Raw genomic sequence first — 21053 nt, 5'->3', positions numbered from 1 at the left:
GGTCCGGTGATAATTGCGCTAACCGGGTCTGCAATATAATTGGGAAAGGGTTTCTGTAAAGAAACCCTTTTTTTATCTCTCATAAGGTCATTCCTGGCCAACCGTGCTTTCATAACCACATTTTCAATGTAATAAGCACGATGTTGCTCACACTAATCAACATTCAAGTCGCATACTATCCATTATATCCACAATTTTAATATGGCTTAGTTTTTATTAATTTGGACAGGCCGTAGCCAGATTTTTAATTTGTGAAATGGTGTGCTTATGTGTGAAAAATATGTTGAAAGACCGCTTTATTTGTTAATTGCTGACTGGATGATGGCTGAAGATCGTTGGATCACAGCAAAGGAAATTTCCCGCCATTTTGATATTGAACACTGCAAAGCAATTAATACGCTCTCTTATATTCTGTCGGAAGTGGGAGAAATTGTTTGTGAAGTTAAGATGATCCCTAATCAAATTGCAGGCCGCGGCTGCCAGTGCCAGCGTTTGGTGAAAGTCATCAGTATTGATTCTCATCTCTACAGACGCTTGAATCACAATTTGCAGGAAAAAAAGGTGAGTGTGGCGAAAACGCCGCGACTGCCAGCGGTTCCCCCAACAGAGCTTAACCGTGAGCAGAAATGGCAGATGATGCTCTCCAAGAGCATGCGTCGATAATGGTGATTTGCCGGATCGGCGTGAGCGCTTCTCCGGCATAAATTACCGTGCTGATTTTGGCTTTACGTCCGTCGTGCCTTTCAGGCGCGGTCGGTTTTTTTCGACCTGCGTTAATGGCAAGGTTTCGTGTAGTCCTGTTTGGCAGCGGATTGCAAGGTCCTGATATTCTTTGGTGTTCAGCCGTTTCCAGTACAGCTCCTGGTCCGTGACTTCACGCAGTACGCGAACCGGTGAACCAACCAGCATCTGCCTTGCCTCACCCTGAAATCCGGCTTTGACAAAGCTCATGGCGGCGACAATGCTCTCTTCGCCAATCACCGCACCGTCCATAATCACGCTGTTCATGCCAATCAGCGCATCTCTGCCCACCACGCAGCCGTGCAGGATTGCGCCATGGCCGATGTGTCCATTCTCATGCACGATAGTGTCGGTGTCGCAGTAGCCGTGCATGATGCAGCTATCCTGCAGGTTAGAACCGGCTTCCAGAATCAGGCGACCATAGTCACCGCGCAATGAGGCGTGTGGACCAATATAAACCCCGGCCCCCACAATGACATCGCCAATCAGCACAGCGCTGGGATGGACATAGGCATCCGGATGTACCACCGGAATCAGGCCCTCAAAGGCGTAATAGCTCATTGTCTTATCTCGGTTTTATTGCCGGATTGCGGCGTAAATACCTTATCCGGCATAGGCACATTAACGACCTTTCCATACCGGATCGCGTTTTTCCGCAAATGCCTGTGGTCCTTCGAGTGCATCTTCCGAGTGCAGCACCGATGGATAGTGCTTCAGCACACCGCTGCGGATGTACCGGTAGCCTTCTTCCACCGGCATTTCGCTGGTTGCACGGTAAATCTCTTTCAGCGCGGCGATAGCCAGCGGGGCGCTATTCACCAACTGCTGTGCCAGTTCGCGCGCGCTATCCATCAGGTCGCTCTGGCTGACAACGCGGTTGACGATGCCCCAGCGCAGTGCTTCTTCGGCGCTCATTCGTCTGCCGGTCATCACCATTTCGTTGACGATAGCCGGTGGCAGCAGTTTAGGTAGACGCAGTACACCGCCGCTGTCAGGCACGATCCCGAGTTTTGCTTCCGGCAGCGCGAAGCTGGCATTTTCCGCACAGACGATAAAATCCGCCGCCAGCGCCAGCTCAAAACCGCCGCCAAACGCGTAGCCGTTTACCGCGGCGATGACCGGCTTATCGAGGTCGAAAATTTCGGTTAAACCGGCGAAGCCGCCTGGGCCAAAATCGGCATCTGGCGCTTCACCTTCGGCCGCCGCTTTTAAGTCCCAGCCCGCAGAAAAGAATTTCTCTCCGCCGCCGGTGATAATTGCTACGCGTAATTCCGGGTCATCACGAAAATTAAGAAAAGCTTCCCCCATTGCAAAGCTGGTTTTAGCGTCAATGGCATTGGCTTTAGGCCGGTCAAGGGTAATTTCCAGGATCGGGCCGTTACGGGTCAGATGTAATGATTCACTCATAGTTCATCTCCAGATAATTAGGTTTCCCGGCCGGAGGAATTCCGACCGGAAGGGTTATTTCAGATTTTTTTTGATTATTTTTCCTGAACAATTGCGCGGCAGGTCGGTTCTTATCTCCATAAAAGAAGGAACCTTGAATTTCGCCATATTGTTTTCGCAGAAGCTGAAGAACTCAGCTTCGCTTAATGTTTCACCCTCATTAAGGACGATAAAAGCTTTAATGGCTTCATCACGGATCGAGTCTTTAATACCGACAATCACAATGTCCTGAATTTTCGGATGCGCAGAAATAATATTTTCCAGCTCGACGCAGGAGACATTTTCCCCACCGCGTTTAATCATGTTGCAGCGTCTGTCGACGAAATAAAAAAAACCGTCCGCATCCTGGTAACCCGAATCACCGGTATGCAACCACCCTTCAGGTTCCAGCGCTTTGGCAGTAGCGTCGGGTTGCGCGTAGTACTCTTTGAAGATTGTTTTTCCCGGCACGCCTTTAATGCAGATTTCGCCAATTTCTCCGGCGGGCAGGGGACGGTTGTGATCGTCACGGATTTCGGCTTCATAGCTAAAACCCACGCGACCAATAGAGGGCCAGCGCCGTTTGTCTCCGGGGCGATCGCCAATAATGCCCACGATGGTTTCGGTCATGCCGTAGGAGGTCAGCAGTCTGACGCCAAAGCGGTCGATAAAGGCATCTTTTTCCTGTTCGGATAAATTGAGATAGAACATCACTTCGCGCAGGTGATGCTGTCTGTCCGTTGGGGCCGCGGGTTGGACCATCAGCGTTCTGATCATCATCGGGATGCATTCGGTGACCGTCGCCTGATATCTACGCACCTGATCCCAGAACGCCCTGGCGCTGTACTTCTCCACCAGCACAAAGGTGCTGCCTGCGGAGAAGGCGGCCATGGCAGCCGTACACTGACAGTCGATATGAAAAGCGGGCATCACCGTCATATAGACGTCATCATCGCGCAGAGCGATTTGCCAGGAGGTGTAGTAGCCCGCAAAGCGCAGGTTGTAGTGGGTAATCACCACCCCTTTAGGCCGCGAGGTGGTGCCTGAGGTAAACAGAATTTCCGCCGTATCGTCAGTGGATAACGCAGGCGTATAGCACAGATTAGTCGACTGGCGGGCTTGCAGTTGGGTAAAGTGGCTCACGCCGTCGTCAACCGGAAGCTGCTCGCCAATCAGACAGATATGATTTAGCGGAGTGGTATTTTCCAGCCGTATCTGGCGGTACATAGGATAAAACTCGGCACTGGTGACCAGCAGGCTCACCTGGCTGTTTTGCAGGATCCAGGCGCTCTCTTCGCCCAGCAAGCGGGCATTAATCGGCACCATAATGGCGCCAATTTTTGCCAGTCCAAACCAGCAAAAGATAAATTCCGGACAGTTATCCAGATGCAATGCGACCTTGTCGCCCTTGCGGATCCCTAAGGAATGGAAAAGGTTCGCCGTGCGGTTTATCTCTTCATTGAGCGAGGCATAGCTATACTGCCGAACGATTCCTTCGCAGGATTCGAAAATTAACGCCGTTTTATCTCCGTACACCCCGGCCAGGTCGTCCCACATCTGACGTAAGTTTTGTCCGCCAACGATATCCATAATGCTTTATCCACTGAAATCAGGCGTGAGCGCTAACCAACCAGCAGGTCAGCGCGTCGCGTTTATTCCTCAACTCTGGCCAGGCCTTTGCCGACCAGCTCATTTATGTCTGCTTCGCTATAACCAATGTTTTTCAGAATGGCGGCGGTATCCATGCCGTGTGACGGCATGCCACGCCAGATTTTCCCCGGGTTGTTTTTAAATTTCGGCATGATGTTCGGCCCTTTGCAGGTGCGGCCGTCCATCGTTTGCCACTGAGTAATGGATTCACGGGCAACGTACTGCGGGTTGCCTTCCAGTTCAGGAATGGTCAGTACCTTCGCGCAGGCGATATTCAGCTCAGCAAAGCGCGCCTGGACTTCGGCGATGGTGTGCGTTGCCAGCCAGGCGTCCAGTTTCTCTTCCACGAGCGGGCCGTAAGGGCATTCCACGCGATGGATAAGCTGGGTACCTTCCGGGACTTCCGGTGTGCCAAGAATGTGGGCGAGGCCAATATCCTTAAAGCACTCGTTGATTTGCGTGATGCCGACCAGCTCCATGACGATATAGCCATCGGCGCATTTATAGAGACCGCAGCCAGCGTAATACGGGTCTTTGCCTTTGGTCATGCGTGGACAAATTTCGCCGCCGTTGAAGTAGTCCATCATGAAGTACTGACCCATACGCAGCATCACTTCGTACATGGCGATATCAATGCTTTCACCCTTACCCGTTTCGCGTACTTTGTGCAGGGCTGCCAGCGCTGCTGTCGTTGCGGTCATCCCGGAGAAGTAATCGGCGGTGTACGGGAAGGCCGGCATCGGCTGATCAACATCACCGTTTTGGATCAGATAGCCGCTGAACGCCTGCGCGATGGTGTTATATGCCGGAAGATTGGTGTACTCCTCGGTACCAAACTGGCCGAAGCCGGAAAGGTGGGCGATAACCAGTTTTGGGTTATGTTCCCACAGCACGTCATCGGTAATGCCGCGGCGAGCAAAGGCCGGGCCTTTACTGGCTTCAATGAAAATATCGGTGGTTTCCATGAGCTTCAGAAACGCTTCCCGGCCTTCATCTTTGAAAATATTCAGCGACAGGGCGTGCAGGTTGCGGCGTGAGAGCTGTGGATAGTTAGGTTGCACGCGGATGGTATCGGCCCATGCGACGTTTTCAATCCAGATAACCTCAGCACCCCATTCGGCGAACATTTGTCCGGCGAACGGGCCGGCAATTTCGATCCCTGAAAAAACCACGCGTACCCCGGCAAGTGGGCCAAAGGTTGGCATTGGTAAATGATTCATAATTTTGCTCCTGGCATTTTTTGTAGGCCCGGTAGGCGCAGCGCCACCGGGCATGTTGCCGGATGGCGGCGTAAACGCCTTATCCGGCCTACGAATCGTGCTGAATTAGCGGTATTGCTTGAGTACCGCACGACCCAACGTCAGGATCTGCATTTCATCAGAGCCACCAGAAACACGGTCAACGCGCAGATCGCGCCAGAAACGCGTGATGCGATGGTTACCCGCGATACCTACACCCCCCAGCACCTGCATGGCGGTATCGACCACTTCAAACGCAGCGTTGGCGCAGAAGTATTTGCACATTGCCGCATCGCCCGAAGTAATGGTGCCGTTATCCGCTTTCCATGCCGCTTCAAGCAGCATGTTTTTCATGGAATTCAGTTTGATCGCCATATGCGCGAACTTCTCCTGAATCAGCTGGAAGCGGCCGATCGTTTCGCCAAACTGCACGCGCTGATTGGCGTAGCGCGCGGCGTCTTCAAAAGCGCACATTGCCGTACCGTAGTTGGTCAGCGCGACGAGAAAACGTTCATGATCGAACTCTTCTTTCACGCGGTTGAAACCATTACCTTCCCGACCGAACATGTCTTTCTCGTCCAGTTCAACGTCGTCAAAGGTGATTTCACAGCAGCTATCCATGCGCAGACCGAGTTTCTCCAGCTTGTTGACCTTGATACCCGCTTTGCTCATGTCAACGAACCACTCGGTGTAAACAGGTTTATCCGGCGATGCACCATCTCTCGCCATAACCACGATGTACGGGGTATAGGCGCTACTGGTGATAAAGCACTTACTGCCATTAAGATAAACCTTACCATTTTTACGTGTATAAGTGGTTTTCAGGCTGCCAACATCCGATCCCGCTCCCGGTTCGGTGATGGCTGAGTTCCACATCTGCTTACCGGTTCCCTGGAACGCCATGATTTTATCGATTTGCTCCTGAGTCCCTTCACGCAGGAACGTGTTAAAACCGCCCGGTAACTGGTACAGCACGTAGGTTGGTGCGCCCAGGCGTCCGAGTTCCATCCAGACTGCAGCCACGGTGACAAATCCTGCTTCCAGTCCACCGTGTTCTTCCGGGATCAACAGACTATCAATGCCCATATCCGCCAGTGCTTTAACAAAACGCTCAGGGTAGACGCTGTCGCGATCGCACTCGGCAAAATAAGCTTCCCAGTTCTCACTGGCCATCAGTTCACGAATACCGGCGACAAACAGCTCCTGCTCGTCATTTAAGTTGAAATCCATCTTTCAGCCTCTTGATCAATTGGGTTAATAAGAATTACTTGTCTTTCCAGTGCACTTTGGCGTCTTTAATAAAGGACAGCGTCACCATGATGTTGACGAAGAACAGCGGGCATCCTCCGGCGATAATCGCGGTCTGAATCGGCTTCAGCCCACCCAGCGCCAGCAGAACGATACCGATGATGCCGACCAGAACGGACCAGCCGATACGCACTAACAGCGGCGGTTCTTCACCATCGCGGACTTCACGACAGGTGGACATCGCCAGGGTGTAAGAGCAGGCGTTAATCAGCGTCACCGTGGCAATAAAGCAGAGGATGAAGAATCCCCACATGGTGGCGGTGCTGAGCGGTAAAGCAGCCCAGGTTTCGATAATGGCGCGCGCCACGCCGTGTTGTTCAATCAGCTGCGGGATGTTGAGAATGTTTTTATCCATCAGCAGCAGCGTGTTGCTGCCAAGGACTGTCCACAGGATCCAGGTCGACGCGGTCAGGCCCAGCACCATCCCGAAGCACAGTTCACGGACGGTACGACCACGCGAAATACGGGCCAGGAAGATACTCATCTGGATGGCGTAAATGACCCACCACGCCCAGTAGAAGACGGTCCAGCCCTGTGGGAAGCCGCCTTTACCGATGGCATCGGTATAGAACAGCATCCGCGGCAGATACATCAACAGCATGCCGACGGAGTCGGTGAAGTAGTTCATGATGAAGCTGGCGCCGCTGACGATAAACACCCAGCCCAGCATCAGGAAGCTCAGATAGCTACGCACGTCGCTGGCGATCTTGACCCCTTTTTGCAGGCCGCAGGCCACGCAAATGGCGTTCAATATGATCCAGCAGGTAATGATGATTGCGTCGAGTTGCAGCGTATGCGGAATACCGAACAGATACTGCATGCACTCGGTTACCAGCGGAGTGGCCAGACCGAGGCTGGTACCCATCGCGAAGATCAGCGCCACCAGATAGAAATTATCGACGATGGTGCCGAACAGCCCTTTCGCATGCTTCTCGCCCACTAACGGTACCAGCGTGGAGCTGGGACGGATGACGTCCATCTTGCGCACAAAGAAGAAGTAGGCGAAAGCCACAGAAAGGAAACTGTAGGTTGCCCACGGCAATGGTCCCCAGTGGAACAGGCTGTACGCCAGGCCCAGCTCTTTCGCGCCCGTGGAGTTAGGCGCGAGAGCAAACGGCGGGGTGGAGATGTAGTAGTAGATCTCGATGGAACCCCAGAACAGCACCGCGGCGGATGTACAGGAAGCGAACATCATAAAAATCCAGCTGGTGGTACTAAACTCTGGTTTTTCGTCGCCTAATTTCTTTTTGGCATACGGGCCAAAGACCAACCAGAACCAGCCGAAGAGCATGACGACCATATACCATTCAAATGCCCAGCCCCAGACATTGGTGACATAACTGAATACCGCATTAATAACGACGTTAGCGGCATTGAGATCTCTTACAGTTAGCCAACAAAGTATCCCAACTATTATTAATGGCGGAAAAAAAACCTTCGGTTCAATTCCCGATTTTCTCTTTTCATTTTTCATAAGTGAATTCCAGTGTGAAAACGAAACTTATTTAGCGTGCCCGTGCATGATCGTTTGTTTATTTATTATTAATGATTTGTTGATAACTTTTTAACCTCTGGGAGCGCCTCAGTGAGTAACCCATAATGAGTATTCATATCGGGTGGTTCTGTTATCTTTGTCACACTTTTTTATGCTGAGTAATTCGCTTAAAAATTTGATGTTTTTTGTTTTTAATCAATTAGTTGGTTGTGGTTTTTTAACTTTTTTAAGTGACTGGCGTTCAATATTGTTGAACCCGCAGACAATATTGAAAATTTTCATATTTGACGTGATTCTTTCAATATTGGTGATGTGCATAACACTATTGAAAGTTACGAATTTCAATGTGTGACATTTTCAATATTGGTGATTAAGGTTTTATTTCCGAATTAAAGAGCGTGATATCTGTATTTAACACTGCCGATATAAATACGTTTCCTTCATGATTTCTGGAGATGCAATGAAGATAATTACTTGCTACAAATGCGTACCTGATGAACAGGATATTGCGATTAATAATGCTGATGGCTCACTCGATTTCAGCAAAGCGGATGGCAAAATAAGCCAGTATGATCTGAATGCGATCGAAGCGGCTTGTCAGTTGAAACAACAGTCAGGAGAGGCCCTGGTTGTGGCCATGAGCGTCGGCGGCAAAGCGCTGACCAATGCAAAAGGGCGAAAAGATGTGCTTTCCCGTGGCCCAGATGAACTGATTGTTGTTATTGACGAGCAATTTGAGCAGGCGCTGCCGCAACAAACTGCCAGCGCGCTGGCAGCCGCCGCGCAAAAAGCAGGTTTCGATCTGCTTATTTGCGGTGACGGTTCTTCCGATCTTTATGCTCAGCAGGTTGGTCTGCTGGTGGGCGAAGCGCTGAACGTTCCGGCGATTAACGGCGTGAGTAAAATCCTCTCTCTTACCGACAGCACTCTGACGGTAGAGCGTGAACTGGAAGATGAAGTCGAAACTCTGAGCATTCCGCTTCCGGCGGTGATCGCGGTCTCAACAGACATCAACACCCCACAAATCCCTTCCATGAAAGCCATTCTTGGCGCGGCGAAAAAACCGGTTCAGGTCTGGTCGCCGGCAGACATTGGCCTGAGCAGCACGCAGGTATATTCCGAACAACACGTTGCTGCACCGAAGCAGCGTGAGCGTCAGCGTGTTGTAATTGAAGGTGACGGTGAAGAACAGATTGCCGCGTTTGTCGAGAATCTTCGCAAAATCATTTAATTATCAGGGGATGTTATGAACAAATTTTCCAGTATCTGGGTATTCAGCGATACCCCTTCTCGTCTGCCGGAACTGATGAATGGTGCGCAGGCTTTAGGTGAAAAAGTTAACACGTTTGTGCTGAGTGAAGCGGACTGCGCGACGGCATGCCATTTAGGCGCAGATGATGTCTGGTTACTCAGCGGTAAACCAGAAGACCGTATGGTCGAAGACTACGCTGATGTGATGGCCGAAACTATTCGTCAGCACAGCGAGGGCGGGGCGGTGCTGCTGCCGAATACGCGTCGCGGCAAGCTGTTAGCGGCAAAACTGGGTTTTCGCTTGTCGGCAGCGGTCTCCAACGACGCCAGTGCAGTCGCCGTGCAGGACGGAAAAGCGGCGGTAAAACATATGGTCTACGGCGGCCTGGCTATGGGGGCAGAAACAATCGCTTCACCGTTCGCAGTGATAACGCTCAGCAGTGGAACGTTTGACGCGCAGCAACCGGATACCGCCCGCAGCGGCGAGGTGCACAGTGTGTCATGGCAGGCTCCGGCTATAGCCGTTACTCGTACGGCAACTCAGGCACGTCAGAGCAACAGCGTCGACCTCGACAAAGCCCGTCTGGTGGTTAGCGTGGGACGCGGGATCGGCAGCAAAGAAAATATCTCGCTGGTGGAGGCGCTGTGCCAGACGATTGGCGCCGAGCTGGCGTGCTCCCGACCGGTGGCGGAAAACGAGAAGTGGATGGAACACGAACGCTACGTCGGCATCTCCAACCTGATGCTCAAGCCGGAACTGTATCTGGCCGTGGGGATATCCGGGCAGATCCAACATATGGTCGGCGCCAACGGCGCGCAGACGATTTTCGCCATCAACAAAGATAAAAATGCGCCGATCTTCCAGTATGCGGATTTTGGCATCGTTGGCGATGCGCTGAAGATCCTGCCTGCGCTGACGGCTGCTTTAGCGCGTTAAACCATTTCGGGCAGGATGCGAAGGTGTCCTGCCGCTGACAGGAGTACGTATGTCCGAAGATATCTTTGATGCCATCATCGTGGGTGCAGGTCTGGCGGGTTCGGTTGCGGCGCTGGTGCTGGCTCGGGAGGGCGCACAGGTGCTGGTTATCGAGCGCGGCAATTCTGCTGGCGCGAAGAATGTCACCGGTGGGCGCATGTATGCGCATAGCCTGGAGAATATCATTCCCGGTTTTGCTGAGCAGGCCCCCATTGAACGCATCATCACCCACGAAAAACTCGCCTTTATGACCGACAAAGGGGCGATGACCATCGACTATTGCAACGGCGAAGACGCCAAATCGTCGCAGGTTTCTTACTCTGTCTTACGCAGTAAATTTGACGCCTGGCTGATGGAACAGGCCGAAGAGGCGGGCGCTCAGCTCATCACCGGTATCCGCGTGGATAACGTTGTGCAGCGCGAGGGCAAAGTCGTGGGCGTGGAAGCCGATGGCGATATTCTGGAAGCCAAAGTGGTGATCCTTGCCGACGGAGTGAATTCTCTGTTGGCTGAAAAGTTGGGTATGGCAAAGCGCGTCGAGGCATCGCATGTTGCCGTCGGCGTAAAAGAGCTGATCGAGTTGCCGAAATCGGTAATTGAAGATCGTTTCCAGTTACAAGGGAACGAAGGGGCTGCCTGTCTGTTTGCCGGATCGCCCACCGATGGGTTGATGGGTGGTGGCTTTCTCTATACGAATGAAACGACCCTTTCTCTGGGACTGGTCTGCGGCCTTCATCATCTGAAAGATGCGAAAAAATCGGTTCCGCAAATGCTGGAAGATTTCAAACAGCATCCGGCGGTTGCCCCGCTGATCGCCGGTGGCAAGCTGGTGGAATATGCCGCGCACGTCGTACCGGAAGCCGGTATCAACATGCAGCCAGAACTGGTGGGGGACGGCGTATTGATTGCTGGTGACGCTGCTGGAATGTGTATGAACCTCGGCTTTACCATTCGCGGTATGGATCTCGCCATATCCGCAGGTGAAGCGGCGGCAAAAACGGTGCTTTCCGCAATGAAGCGCGACGATTTTAGCAAGCAGTCGCTGGGGGAATACCGTCAGCATCTGGACGAAGGCCCGATGCGCGATATGCGCATGTATCAAAAGCTACCCGCTTTTCTTGATAACCCACGCATGTTTACCGCTTATCCGGAAATGGCGGTCAGTATTGCGCGCGACCTGTTCACCGTGGATGGTTCGGCACCGGTGCCAATGCGTAAAAAAATCCTGCGCCATGCGAAGAAAGTGGGCTTCATCAACCTGATGAAAGATGGCCTGAAAGGAGTGACCGTATTATGACATCTCCCGTCAACGTGGACGTCAAACTGGGCGTCAATAAGTTCAATGTGGATGAAGACAGTCCGCATATCATTCTCAAAACCGATCCTGATAAACAGGTGCTGGAGGTGCTGATTAAGGCCTGTCCGGCTGGCCTGTATAAAAAGCAGGATGACGGTAGCGTACGTTTTGATTATGCCGGATGCCTGGAATGCGGAACGTGCCGCATTCTCGGACTGGATACAGCGCTGGAAAAATGGGAATACCCGCGTGGGACGTTTGGCGTGGAGTTCCGCTACGGCTAAACCTGGTGCCGGATGGCGGCTTCGCCTTATCCGGCCTACAGGAACAATGCGTAGGCCTGATAAGCGTAACGTCATCAGGCATTAAGTTAAAATAAAACAGGACATAACCATGCAGCAGCCCAGGAACTTTGATGACATCAAATTCACCTCTATTCACCGCCGGATAATGCTGTGGGGAAGCGGTGGGCCGTTTCTGGATGGTTATGTGCTGGTGATGATTGGCGTGGCATTGGAACAGCTCACGCCAGCATTGAAACTGGATGCGCAGTGGATTGGTCTGCTGGGCGCCGGTACGCTCGCGGGTCTGTTTGTGGGGACGTCGCTGTTTGGCTACATTTCCGACAAGGTCGGGCGGCGCAAAATGTTCATTATCGATATTATCGCCATTGGCGTGATATCGGCGGCAACCATGTTTGTCTCCTCGCCCGTTGAGTTGTTGGTAATGCGCGTGCTGATCGGCATTGTGATTGGTGCCGACTACCCGATCGCCACCTCGATGATCACCGAGTTTTCCAATACCCGCCAACGCGCTTTCTCCATCGGTTTTATCGCCGCTATGTGGTATGTCGGCGCCACCTGTGCCGATCTGGTCGGCTACTGGTTGTATGATGTTGAGGGCGGATGGCGTTGGATGTTGGGCAGCGCGGTGATCCCCTGCATTTTGATCCTGATTGGGCGTTTCGATCTTCCTGAATCGCCGCGCTGGCTGCTGCGTAAAGGTCGGGTGAAAGAGTGTGAGGAGATGATGATCAAACTGTTCGGCGAACCGGTGGTGTTCGACGAAGAAGCGCCGCAGGAGACGCGCTTTCTTCAGCTATTTAATCGCCGTCATTTCCCGTTTGTGCTGTTTGTCGCCGCTATCTGGACTTGTCAGGTGATCCCGATGTTTGCCATTTATACCTTTGGTCCGCAGATTGTGGGGCTGCTGGGGCTTGGTGCCGGGAAAAGCGCCGCGTTGGGAAATGTGGTAATCAGCTTATGCTTTATGTTGGGATGCATTCCTCCCATGTTCTGGCTCAATAGCGCGGGCCGACGACCGCTGTTAATTGGCAGCTTCATTATGATGACGCTGGCGCTGACCGTGCTGGGGTTAATCCCTGATATGGGCGCGTGGCTGGTGGTGCTGGCGTTTGCCGTATACGCGTTTTTCTCTGGGGGACCCGGAAACCTGCAATGGCTATACCCTAACGAACTGTTTCCCACCGATATTCGTGCGTCTGCCGTCGGGGTGATAATGTCCTTAAGCCGTATCGGCACCATTGTTTCAACCTGGGCGCTGCCGGTGTTCATCACCAAATACGGGATCAGTAATGTCATGCTGATGGGGGCGGGAATTTCGCTGATCGGCCTGCTCGTGTCCATCGCTTTCGCCCCGGAAACGCGAGGTCTGACGCTGGCGCAAACCAGCCAAATGACGATCCGCAGTAAGCCCGTGACCAGGGCGGGTTATTAGGAGTGTTCTGTATTTTCCCTGCAACTCAGTCAGTTAGCCTACAGTTAACGGGTATATCACTGAAAACGACTGAAAAGCAGGGAGAACACCATGCAAAAACATATTCTGATCACCTCTATTTTTACCGCAGCAGCACTGTTCACCGTAGCCGGTTGCTCCTCGAACCAGGCGGTTAAAACTACCGATGGCAAAACAATCGTGACCGACGGCAAACCGCAAGTCGATGATGATACAGGCCTGGTGTCGTACAAAAATGCGCAAACGGGTAAGACGGAACAAATTAACCGCGATCAGGTTAAAGATATGAGCGAACTGGATAACTAGTTCAGTTTTCTCCATTCAACTACTCAATAATATTGACTGTTAGCCTGCGGATTAACTGACTAAACTCACTGTTATTACAATAATGCAGTGAAACAGGCTAATCATGATCCTCATCATTTATGCGCATCCCTATCCGCAGCACTCGCATGCGAATAAGCGGATGCTTGAACAGGCAAGGATGCTGGAGGGTGTGGAGATCCGCTCGCTCTACCAGCTCTACCCCGACTTCAATATCGATATTGCCGCAGAACAGGATGCGCTGGCGCGCGCTGATTTGATTATCTGGCAGCATCCTATGCAATGGTATAGCACTCCTCCCTTACTCAAGCTGTGGATGGATAAGGTCCTTTCGCACGGTTGGGCGTATGGCCACGGCGGGACAGCGCTCCACGGTAAACATCTGCTGTGGGCAGTGACGACCGGCGGCGGCGAAAACCACTTTGATATTGGCTCCCATCCCGGATTTGATGTGCTTTCCCAGCCCTTACAGGCAACGGCGCTCTACTGTGGCCTCAAATGGCTGCCGCCGTTTGCGATGCACTGTACGTTTATCTGTGATGATGAAACTCTGCAGGCGCAGGCGCGTCATTACAAACAGCGTCTGTTGGAGTGGCAGGAGGTTCATCATGGATAACCATACGCTAATACAGGCGCTGATTTATCTCGGATCGGCGGCGCTGATTGTCCCCATTGCCGTGCGACTGGGGCTAGGATCAGTGCTGGGGTATCTCATCGCAGGGTGCATTATTGGACCCTGGGGCCTGAGGATGGTGACCGACGCTGAATCAATCCTGCATTTTGCCGAGATCGGCGTGGTGTTGATGCTGTTTGTCATCGGTCTGGAGCTGGATCCGCAACGTTTGTGGAAACTGCGGGCCTCGGTGTTCGGTGGTGGTGCGCTGCAGATGGTGGTTTGCGGCGGTCTGATTGGTTTGTTCTGTATGTTCCTCGGTCTGCGCTGGCAGGTAGCGGAACTGATCGGCATGACGCTGGCGCTTTCCTCCACGGCTATTGCTATGCAGGCGATGAATGAACGGAACCTGATGGTTTCGCAAATGGGACGCAGCGCATTTGCCGTGCTGCTGTTCCAGGATATCGCCGCTATTCCTCTGGTGGCGATGATCCCATTACTTGCGGCGAGTGGCGCATCGACAACGCTTGGGGCGTTTGCGCTCTCCGCCCTTAAAGTGGCGAGCGCCCTGGTGCTGGTGGTGTTGCTGGGGCGTTATGTGACGCGTCCGGCCTTGCGTTTTGTCGCTCGTTCTGGCCTGCGGGAAGTATTCAGTGCCGTTGCGCTGTTCCTCGTTTTTGGCTTCGGTCTGCTGTTGGAAGAGGTTGGACTGTCGATGGCGATGGGCGCGTTCCTGGCCGGTGTGCTGCTGGCAAGCTCTGAGTATCGTCACGCGCTGGAAAGCGATATCGAGCCATTTAAAGGGCTGCTGCTGGGACTGTTTTTCATCGGCGTCGGGATGTCTATCGACTTTGGTACGCTGATTGATAATCCCTTGCGCATTATCATTCTGTTGGTCGGTTTCCTGGTTATCAAAACCGTTATGCTGTGGCTGATAGCGAAACCCTTACAGGTGCCGAACAAGCAGCGCAGATGGTTTGCCGTGTTATTAGGGCAGGGCAGTGAGTTTGCCTTTGTGGTGTTTGGCGCGGCGCAAATGGCAAATGTGCTTGATCCTGATTGGGCGAAATCTCTGACGCTGGCAGTGGCGCTGTCGATGGCGGCGACGCCGATTTTACTGGTAATTCTGACGCGTCTGGAAAAATCGGCGACCGGTGAAGAGCGGGAAGCAGATGAAATCGACGAGGAACAACCTCGGGTGATCATCGCCGGGTTTGGGCGATTTGGTCAGATAACCGGTCGTCTGTTGTTGTCGAGCGGGGTCAAAATGGTGGTTCTTGATCATGACCCGGACCATATCGAAACGCTGCGTAAATTCGGCATGAAGGTTTTCTATGGCGATGCGACGCGGATGGATCTGCTGGAGTCTGCCGGGGCGGCTAAAGCTGAAGTTATTATTAACGCCATTGACGATCCGCAAACCAGCCTGCAACTGACTGAAATGGTGAAACAGTATTTCCCGCATCTGCAAATTATTGCCCGTGCGCGCGACGTGGATCATTACATCCGCCTGCGCCAGGCTGGCGTGGAGATGCCGGAACGTGAAACCTTTGAGGGCGCGCTCAAGACCGGACGTCAGGCACTGGAAGGTCTTGGGCTTGGACGCTATGAAGCGCGTGAGCGGGCCGATGTATTCCGCCGCTTCAACACGCTGATGGTTGAGGAGATGGTGAAAGGGGAAAATGACGCAACGTCCCGCGCGGCGGTATATAAACGCACCAGCGAAATGCTGAGTGAAATTATTGCGGAAGATCGTCAGCACTTATCATTAATTCAACGCCATGGCTGGCAAGGCACGGATGAAGGTAAGCATACGGGCGACGTCGCCGATGAGCCGGAAGTGAAACCGTCAGCATAGGGTAAAAAATGTGATGTTCTGCAAACTTTACTGCTAATTGGCTGTTTTTGAACTACTGTAATGCTGGCGTACCACCTTAAATAGGTCGGTTCGCCAGCAGAACGGAAAATTTTCATGCTCATCCTCTTTCCGCCAGTCGACGAAAGATTGCGCTTTCCGTATAGTGGCGACAATTTTTTTGTATCCGGGAAACATTCAATGATCAGTCTGATTGCGGCGTTAGCGGTAGATCGCGTCATCGGTATGGAAAATGCCATGCCATGGAACCTACCTGCCGATCTCGCCTGGTTTAAACGTAATACCTTAAACAAGCCGGTTGTCATGGGACGCCACACGTGGGAATCCATCGGGCGACCGTTGCCAGGGCGTAAAAATATCGTCATCAGCAGCAAGCCTGGCACCGACGATCGCGTGCAGTGGGTGAAGTCTGTTGAGGAAGCGATCGCGGCCTGTGGCGATGAACCTGAAATCATGGTTATTGGCGGTGGGCGTGTGTATGAGCAGTTCCTGCCGAAAGCGCAGAAACTGTATCTGACACACATTGATGCGGAAGTTGAAGGGGATACGCATTTCCCGGACTACGAACCGGATGACTGGGAATCGGTGTTCAGTGAATTCCACGATGCTGACGCGCAAAACTCCCACAGCTACTGCTTCGAGATTTTGGAACGTCGTTAATGTGGATGCCTGATGGCGTTGCGCTAATCAGGCCTACAGATTGCACATTCGTTTGCCGGATAAGGTGTAAGCACCGCCATCCGGCAGACGACTATCAGGCGTTGACGGCCTCGCCGGGATCCAGATTCAGATGGCGATTTGATGGCTGTACAAAGTACTGTTTGTCTTCCCAGCGCAGACAGGTGAGATCCCCGCCCCAGCAACACCCCGTATCTAACGCGTAAATACCTTCTGGCGTGCCTTTGCCCTCCAGCGATGCCCAGTGCCCGAATGCAATGCTATAGGCTTCACTGACCGGTCCAGGAATGGCAAACCACGGTTTCAGCGGGGCAGGCGCATCTTCTGGCGACTCTTTGCTGTACATGTCCAACTGACCGTTGGGGAAGCAGTAACGCATGCGGGTAAACGCGTTGGTAATAAAACGCAGGCGCGCCAGCCCCGTCAGTTCCGGGGTCCAGTTATTTGGCATGTCGCCGTACATGGCATCAAGAAAGAATGGATAAGAGTCGCTCGACAGCACGGCTTCAACGTCGCGAGCACAGTCCTTCGCCGTCTGCAGATCCCACTGTGGGGTAATCCCTGCATGCGCCATGACCAGTTTCTTCTCTTCATCAACCTGCAACAGCGGCTGGCGACGTAGCCAGTTAAGCAGCGTGTCAGCATCCGGTGCCTCAAGCAGCGGCGTGAGCCGGTCTTTCGGTTTATTACGGCTGATGCCAGCAAACACGGCCAGCAGGTGTAAATCGTGATTACCGAGGACTAACCGTACGCTGTCGCCAAGCGATTTAACGTAGCGCAAAACGTCTAACGACCCTGGCCCACGCGCGACCAGATCGCCGGTGAGCCATAAGGTGTCTTGTTCTGGATTAAAGTCAACCTGGTGCAGCAAGGCTACCAGTTCATCGTAACAACCGTGAACGTCGCCAATGAGGTATGTTGCCATAGCTATTGTTTTAATGAATGAGTGTAGGAACGGCGAGTCGGAACACGGGAATGTCGATGGTAAAGGCGATCCCTTGCTCATCGATCATTTCGTAATGACCCTGCATGGTGCCCAGCGGTGTTTCAATCACCGCACCGCTGGTGTACTGGTACTCTTCGCCAGGTTCGATGTGGGGCTGAACGCCAACCACGCCTTCGCCCTGAACTTCGGTTTCACGGCCATGACCATTGGTGATCAACCAATAACGCCCCAACAGCTGCACAGGCGCTCGCCCCAAATTGCGGATAGTCACGGTATAAGCAAAAACGTAACGTTCATCATCAGGTGAGGATTGCGCCTCAATGTAGACGCTTTGTACCTGAATGCACACTCGGGGCGAATTGATCATGTTTAACTCTCCTTCGATGGCGCGTTTTCTGACAGATAGTTAGCCATCCGGCAGTATTGCGCGACAGAGATATTTTCCGCTCGCATCGCCGGATCAACGCCCAGCTCTGTTAGTACTTCAACGCTAAACAGGTTACCAAGACTATTACGTACCGTTTTGCGACGCTGATTAAACGCTTCAGTGGTAATACGGCTCAGCACACGAACATCTTTAACGGGGTACGGCATTGTCGCGTGAGGGACCAGACGCACCACGGCGGAATCGACTTTAGGCGCAGGCGTAAATGCGGATGGCGGCACTTCAAGTACCGGGATCACATTGCAGTAATACTGCGCCATGACGCTTAATCGACCATACGCTTTACTGTTTGGCCCTGCAACCAGACGGTTGACCACCTCTTTTTGCAACATGAAATGCATGTCGGCGATGGCATCAGTATAGGAAAAAAGATGGAACATGAGCGGCGTGGAGATGTTATACGGCAGGTTGCCGAATACGCGCAGCGGCTGACCCATCGTTTGTGCGAGTTCGCCGAAGTTCATGGTCATGGCATCTTGCTGATAAATCGTCAGCTTCGGCCCTAAAAACGGGTGTGTTTGCAGGCGGGCGGCGAGATCGCGGTCCAGCTCTATGACCGTGAGCTTGTCCAGGCGTTCGCCTACAGGTTCGGTCAACGCTGCCAGGCCCGGGCCGATTTCGACCATAGCCTGACCTTTCTGCGGGTTGATAGCAGAGACAATACTTTCGATCACAAACTGATCGTTGAGGAAGTTTTGCCCGAAACGTTTACGGGCTAAGTGGCCCTGATGGACTCGATTATTCATTGGTATTAACAATCATTTTGATGGCGAGATTAAGCGCCGTAATAAAACTGCCGACATCTGCTTGCCCACGACCCGCAAGTTCAAGCGCGGTGCCGTGATCGACGGATGTGCGAATAAAGGGCAGGCCCAGCGTGATATTCACACCGCGACCAAATCCCTGGTATTTTAGCACGGGGAGACCCTGATCGTGGTACATTGCCAGCACGGCATCCGCGTGGTCGAGATATTTGGGCTGAAACAGCGTATCTGCGGGCAGCGGGCCGTTTAATTTCATCCCCTGCGCACGCAGTTCATCAAGGACCGGAATGAGGGTGTCTATCTCTTCCGTTCCCATATGACCACCTTCACCGGCATGCGGGTTAAGACCGCACACCAGAATATGCGGATCGGCAATGCCAAACTTGGTGCGCAAATCATGATGCAAAATACCGATCACTTCCTTAAGCAGAGCAGGCGTAATGGCATCGGCAACGGCTCTGAGCGGCAAATGAGTGGTTGCCAGGGCAACGCGCAGCGTTTCAGTCGCCAGCATCATGACGACTTTCTTCGCCTGTGAGCGCTCTTCAAAAAACTCGGTATGTCCGGTAAACGGGACGCCTGCGTCATTGATTACGCCCTTGTGTACCGGACCGGTAATCAGCGCCGCAAACTCACCTTGCAGACAACCATCGCAGGCGCGAGCCAGCGTATCCACCACATATTGTCCGTTCTCTACCGCCAACTGACCCGCGATAACAGGCGCCCGCAGAGCAATCGGCAACAGCGTCAACGTACCTGCTGATTGCGGTCTGGCTGGGGTATCTGGAGAGTATGGGAGGAGTGAAAGCGGTAAACCGAGCATTGCTGCCCGGTCACTGAGGAGTGCGGCATCCGCACAGACAACGAGTTCTACAGGCCACTCACGTTGGGCGAGCTGAACCACCAGGTCCGGGCCAATCCCGGCGGGTTCGCCGGGAGTGATCACAACGCGTTGAATACGAGTCATTAGTTGCTCAGAACTTTAACGTAGGCGCTGGCGCGCTGTTCCTGCATCCAGGTCGCAGCTTCTTCCGAGAATTTACGGTTCATCAGCATACGATAAGCTCTGTCTTTCTGCGCCGCATCAGTTTTATCAACGTTACGCGTGTCCAGCAGCTCGATCAGATGCCACCCGAAAGAGGAGTGCACCGGGGTACTCATCTGGCCTTTGTGAAGTTTGGTCAGCGCATCGCGGAAAGCGGGATCGAAAATATCCGCCGCAGCCCAGCCCAGATCTCCGCCCTGGTTGGCAGAACCCGGATCCTGAGAAAACTCTTTAGCCGCTGCCGCGAAGGTTGTTTTACCGCTCTTAATATCAGCTGCGATTTGTTCCAGCTTCAGACGCGCCTGTTGATCGGTCATGATCGGCGATGGCTTGAGCAGAATATGGCGGGCATGAACTTCAGTCACGGAGATGCTCTGGCTTTGACCACGCATATCGTTGACTTTCAGGATGTGGAAGCCGACACCAGAACGAATTGGGCCAATGATATCGCCTTTTTTCGCGGTGCTTAGCGCCTGGGCAAAGATGCCTGGCAGCTCCTGAATACGTCCCCAACCCATCTGGCCGCCTTTCAGCGCCTGCTGGTCAGCGGAATAGGTGATAGCCAGTTTGCCGAAATCACTACCGTTACGCGCTTCATCAACAACAGAGCGCGCCTGACTTTCAGCCGCGTTAACCTGGTCAGAAGTTGGGTTTTCTGGTAATGGGATCAGAATGTGACTCAGGTTCAGCTCGGTGCTGGCATCGTTTTGGTTGCCGACCTGCTGCGCCAGGGCATCCACTTCCTGAGGCAGGATAGTAACGCGACGGCGAACTTCGTTGTTACGCACTTCAGAGATGGTCATCTCTTTGCGGATCTGACTACGATAGGTCGAATAGCTTAAGCCATCCTGTGCCAGACGGCTGCGCATCTGATCCAGCGTCATGTTGTTTTGCTTGGCGATGTTGGCAATCGCCTGATCCAGTTGCTCGTCAGAGATTTTAACACCCATCTTCTGACCCATCTGCAGGAGGATTTGATCCATGATCAAACGTTCCAGGATCTGATGACGCAGCGTGGCGTCGTCCGGTAATTGTTGACCAGCCTGACCCGCATTAAGTTTTACTGACTGCATTAAGCCATCGACGTCGCTTTCCAGAACGACGCCGTTATTGACGACGGCTGCGACTTTATCGACTACCTGTGGGGCAGCGAAACTGGTATTCGCGATCATGGCGATACCGAGAAGCAGCGTTTTCCAGTTCTTCATACTTTTTCCATTTCAATT

At 52.9% G+C, this 21053-nt stretch carries 21 protein-coding genes; 10 read left to right on the top strand and 11 right to left on the bottom strand.

Annotated elements, in window-relative coordinates; genetic code table 11:
• Positions 1-267: 267 nt before the first annotated feature.
• Entirely contained in the window at positions 268-663 is a 396-nt protein-coding gene (gene caiF / locus HV314_RS21160; protein ID WP_016151651.1) for a carnitine metabolism transcriptional regulator CaiF, read from the top strand.
• A gap of 42 nt (positions 664-705) precedes the next feature.
• Here the strand turns inward: caiF and caiE are convergent, their stop codons facing one another.
• The 6 genes from caiE to caiT all read right to left on the bottom strand — a co-directional run bounded on the left by caiE (position 706) and on the right by caiT (position 7836).
• Positions 706-1302 (bottom strand): carnitine operon protein CaiE, encoded by a 597-nt coding sequence (gene caiE, locus HV314_RS21155; RefSeq protein ID WP_104651544.1) that lies wholly within the window; start codon positions 1300-1302, stop codon positions 706-708.
• A 60-nt stretch (positions 1303-1362) separates the two neighbouring features.
• Complete coding sequence (gene caiD / locus HV314_RS21150) at positions 1363-2148, bottom strand: crotonobetainyl-CoA hydratase (RefSeq protein ID WP_046276037.1); 786 nt, start codon at positions 2146-2148, stop codon at positions 1363-1365.
• Positions 2149-2202: 54 nt separating this feature from the next.
• Positions 2203-3756, bottom strand: coding sequence for a crotonobetaine/carnitine-CoA ligase (gene caiC, locus HV314_RS21145; RefSeq protein ID WP_181546633.1), 1554 nt, complete (start codon positions 3754-3756; stop codon positions 2203-2205).
• Between the two features lie 62 nt (positions 3757-3818).
• A complete protein-coding gene (gene caiB, locus HV314_RS21140; protein WP_019078349.1) occupies positions 3819-5036 on the bottom strand; it encodes an L-carnitine CoA-transferase in 1218 nt (405 codons plus the stop codon).
• Positions 5037-5141: 105 nt separating this feature from the next.
• A complete protein-coding gene (caiA, locus tag HV314_RS21135) occupies positions 5142-6284 on the bottom strand; it encodes a crotonobetainyl-CoA dehydrogenase (RefSeq protein WP_003018898.1) in 1143 nt (380 codons plus the stop codon).
• A gap of 34 nt (positions 6285-6318) precedes the next feature.
• Positions 6319-7836: an L-carnitine/gamma-butyrobetaine antiporter gene (gene caiT, locus HV314_RS21130; protein WP_181546631.1), complete on the bottom strand. Its 1518-nt coding sequence runs from the start codon at positions 7834-7836 to the stop codon at positions 6319-6321.
• A 481-nt stretch (positions 7837-8317) separates the two neighbouring features.
• Here caiT and HV314_RS21125 point away from each other — a divergent pair, with 481 nt between their 5' ends.
• The 9 genes from HV314_RS21125 (at position 8318) to folA (ending at position 16609) form a co-directional block, all read left to right on the top strand.
• Positions 8318-9088: an electron transfer flavoprotein FixA gene (locus tag HV314_RS21125; protein ID WP_181546629.1), complete on the top strand. Its 771-nt coding sequence runs from the start codon at positions 8318-8320 to the stop codon at positions 9086-9088.
• Between the two features lie 15 nt (positions 9089-9103).
• Entirely contained in the window at positions 9104-10045 is a 942-nt protein-coding gene (locus HV314_RS21120) for an electron transfer flavoprotein subunit alpha/FixB family protein (protein WP_181546627.1), read from the top strand.
• Between the two features lie 49 nt (positions 10046-10094).
• Positions 10095-11381: an FAD-dependent oxidoreductase gene (locus tag HV314_RS21115; RefSeq protein ID WP_047358345.1), complete on the top strand. Its 1287-nt coding sequence runs from the start codon at positions 10095-10097 to the stop codon at positions 11379-11381.
• Positions 11378-11665, top strand: a complete 288-nt coding sequence (gene fixX / locus HV314_RS21110) for a ferredoxin-like protein FixX (protein ID WP_000203738.1) — start codon at positions 11378-11380, stop codon at positions 11663-11665. The genes HV314_RS21115 and fixX overlap by 4 nt, the downstream gene beginning before the upstream one ends.
• Before the next feature lie 109 nt (positions 11666-11774).
• Positions 11775-13118 (top strand): MFS transporter, encoded by a 1344-nt coding sequence (locus HV314_RS21105; protein WP_181546625.1) that lies wholly within the window; start codon positions 11775-11777, stop codon positions 13116-13118.
• Positions 13119-13208: 90 nt separating this feature from the next.
• The gene (locus HV314_RS21100; protein ID WP_003018880.1) at positions 13209-13442 is read left to right on the top strand and encodes a YgdI/YgdR family lipoprotein; all 234 of its coding nucleotides are present in this window, start codon (positions 13209-13211) and stop codon (positions 13440-13442) included.
• Positions 13443-13545: 103 nt separating this feature from the next.
• A complete protein-coding gene (gene kefF, locus HV314_RS21095) occupies positions 13546-14076 on the top strand; it encodes a glutathione-regulated potassium-efflux system oxidoreductase KefF (protein ID WP_016151660.1) in 531 nt (176 codons plus the stop codon).
• Positions 14069-15931, top strand: a complete 1863-nt coding sequence (gene kefC, locus HV314_RS21090; RefSeq protein ID WP_181546623.1) for a glutathione-regulated potassium-efflux system protein KefC — start codon at positions 14069-14071, stop codon at positions 15929-15931. The genes kefF and kefC overlap by 8 nt, the downstream gene beginning before the upstream one ends.
• Positions 15932-16129: 198 nt before the next feature.
• Entirely contained in the window at positions 16130-16609 is a 480-nt protein-coding gene (folA, locus tag HV314_RS21085) for a type 3 dihydrofolate reductase (RefSeq protein ID WP_016151662.1), read from the top strand.
• A 94-nt stretch (positions 16610-16703) separates the two neighbouring features.
• Here folA and apaH read toward each other — a convergent pair whose 3' ends face one another.
• The 5 genes from apaH to surA are packed head-to-tail and all read right to left on the bottom strand — an operon-like array spanning position 16704 to position 21035.
• Positions 16704-17552 carry a bis(5'-nucleosyl)-tetraphosphatase (symmetrical) ApaH gene (gene apaH, locus HV314_RS21080; RefSeq protein ID WP_016151663.1) on the bottom strand — a complete coding sequence of 283 codons (849 nt, stop codon included), beginning with the start codon at positions 17550-17552 and terminating at the stop codon, positions 16704-16706.
• Positions 17553-17562: 10 nt separating this feature from the next.
• A complete protein-coding gene (gene apaG, locus HV314_RS21075) occupies positions 17563-17940 on the bottom strand; it encodes a Co2+/Mg2+ efflux protein ApaG (protein ID WP_003018867.1) in 378 nt (125 codons plus the stop codon).
• Between the two features lie 2 nt (positions 17941-17942).
• Positions 17943-18764 (bottom strand): 16S rRNA (adenine(1518)-N(6)/adenine(1519)-N(6))-dimethyltransferase RsmA, encoded by an 822-nt coding sequence (rsmA, locus tag HV314_RS21070; protein ID WP_003018865.1) that lies wholly within the window; start codon positions 18762-18764, stop codon positions 17943-17945.
• Positions 18757-19749 (bottom strand): 4-hydroxythreonine-4-phosphate dehydrogenase PdxA, encoded by a 993-nt coding sequence (pdxA, locus tag HV314_RS21065; protein ID WP_080859382.1) that lies wholly within the window; start codon positions 19747-19749, stop codon positions 18757-18759. Before pdxA ends, rsmA begins: the two co-directional genes overlap by 8 nt.
• Positions 19749-21035 carry a peptidylprolyl isomerase SurA gene (gene surA / locus HV314_RS21060; protein WP_016155672.1) on the bottom strand — a complete coding sequence of 429 codons (1287 nt, stop codon included), beginning with the start codon at positions 21033-21035 and terminating at the stop codon, positions 19749-19751. Before surA ends, pdxA begins: the two co-directional genes overlap by 1 nt.
• Positions 21036-21053 lie beyond the last annotated feature (18 nt).

Origin of the sequence: Citrobacter sp. RHBSTW-00887 (genome assembly GCF_013728095.1) — a bacterium.
Classification (GTDB): domain Bacteria; phylum Pseudomonadota; class Gammaproteobacteria; order Enterobacterales; family Enterobacteriaceae; genus Citrobacter; species Citrobacter braakii.
The sequence above is the reverse complement of the archived record's forward strand: the minus strand, read 5'-3'. Positions and strand labels throughout refer to the sequence as shown.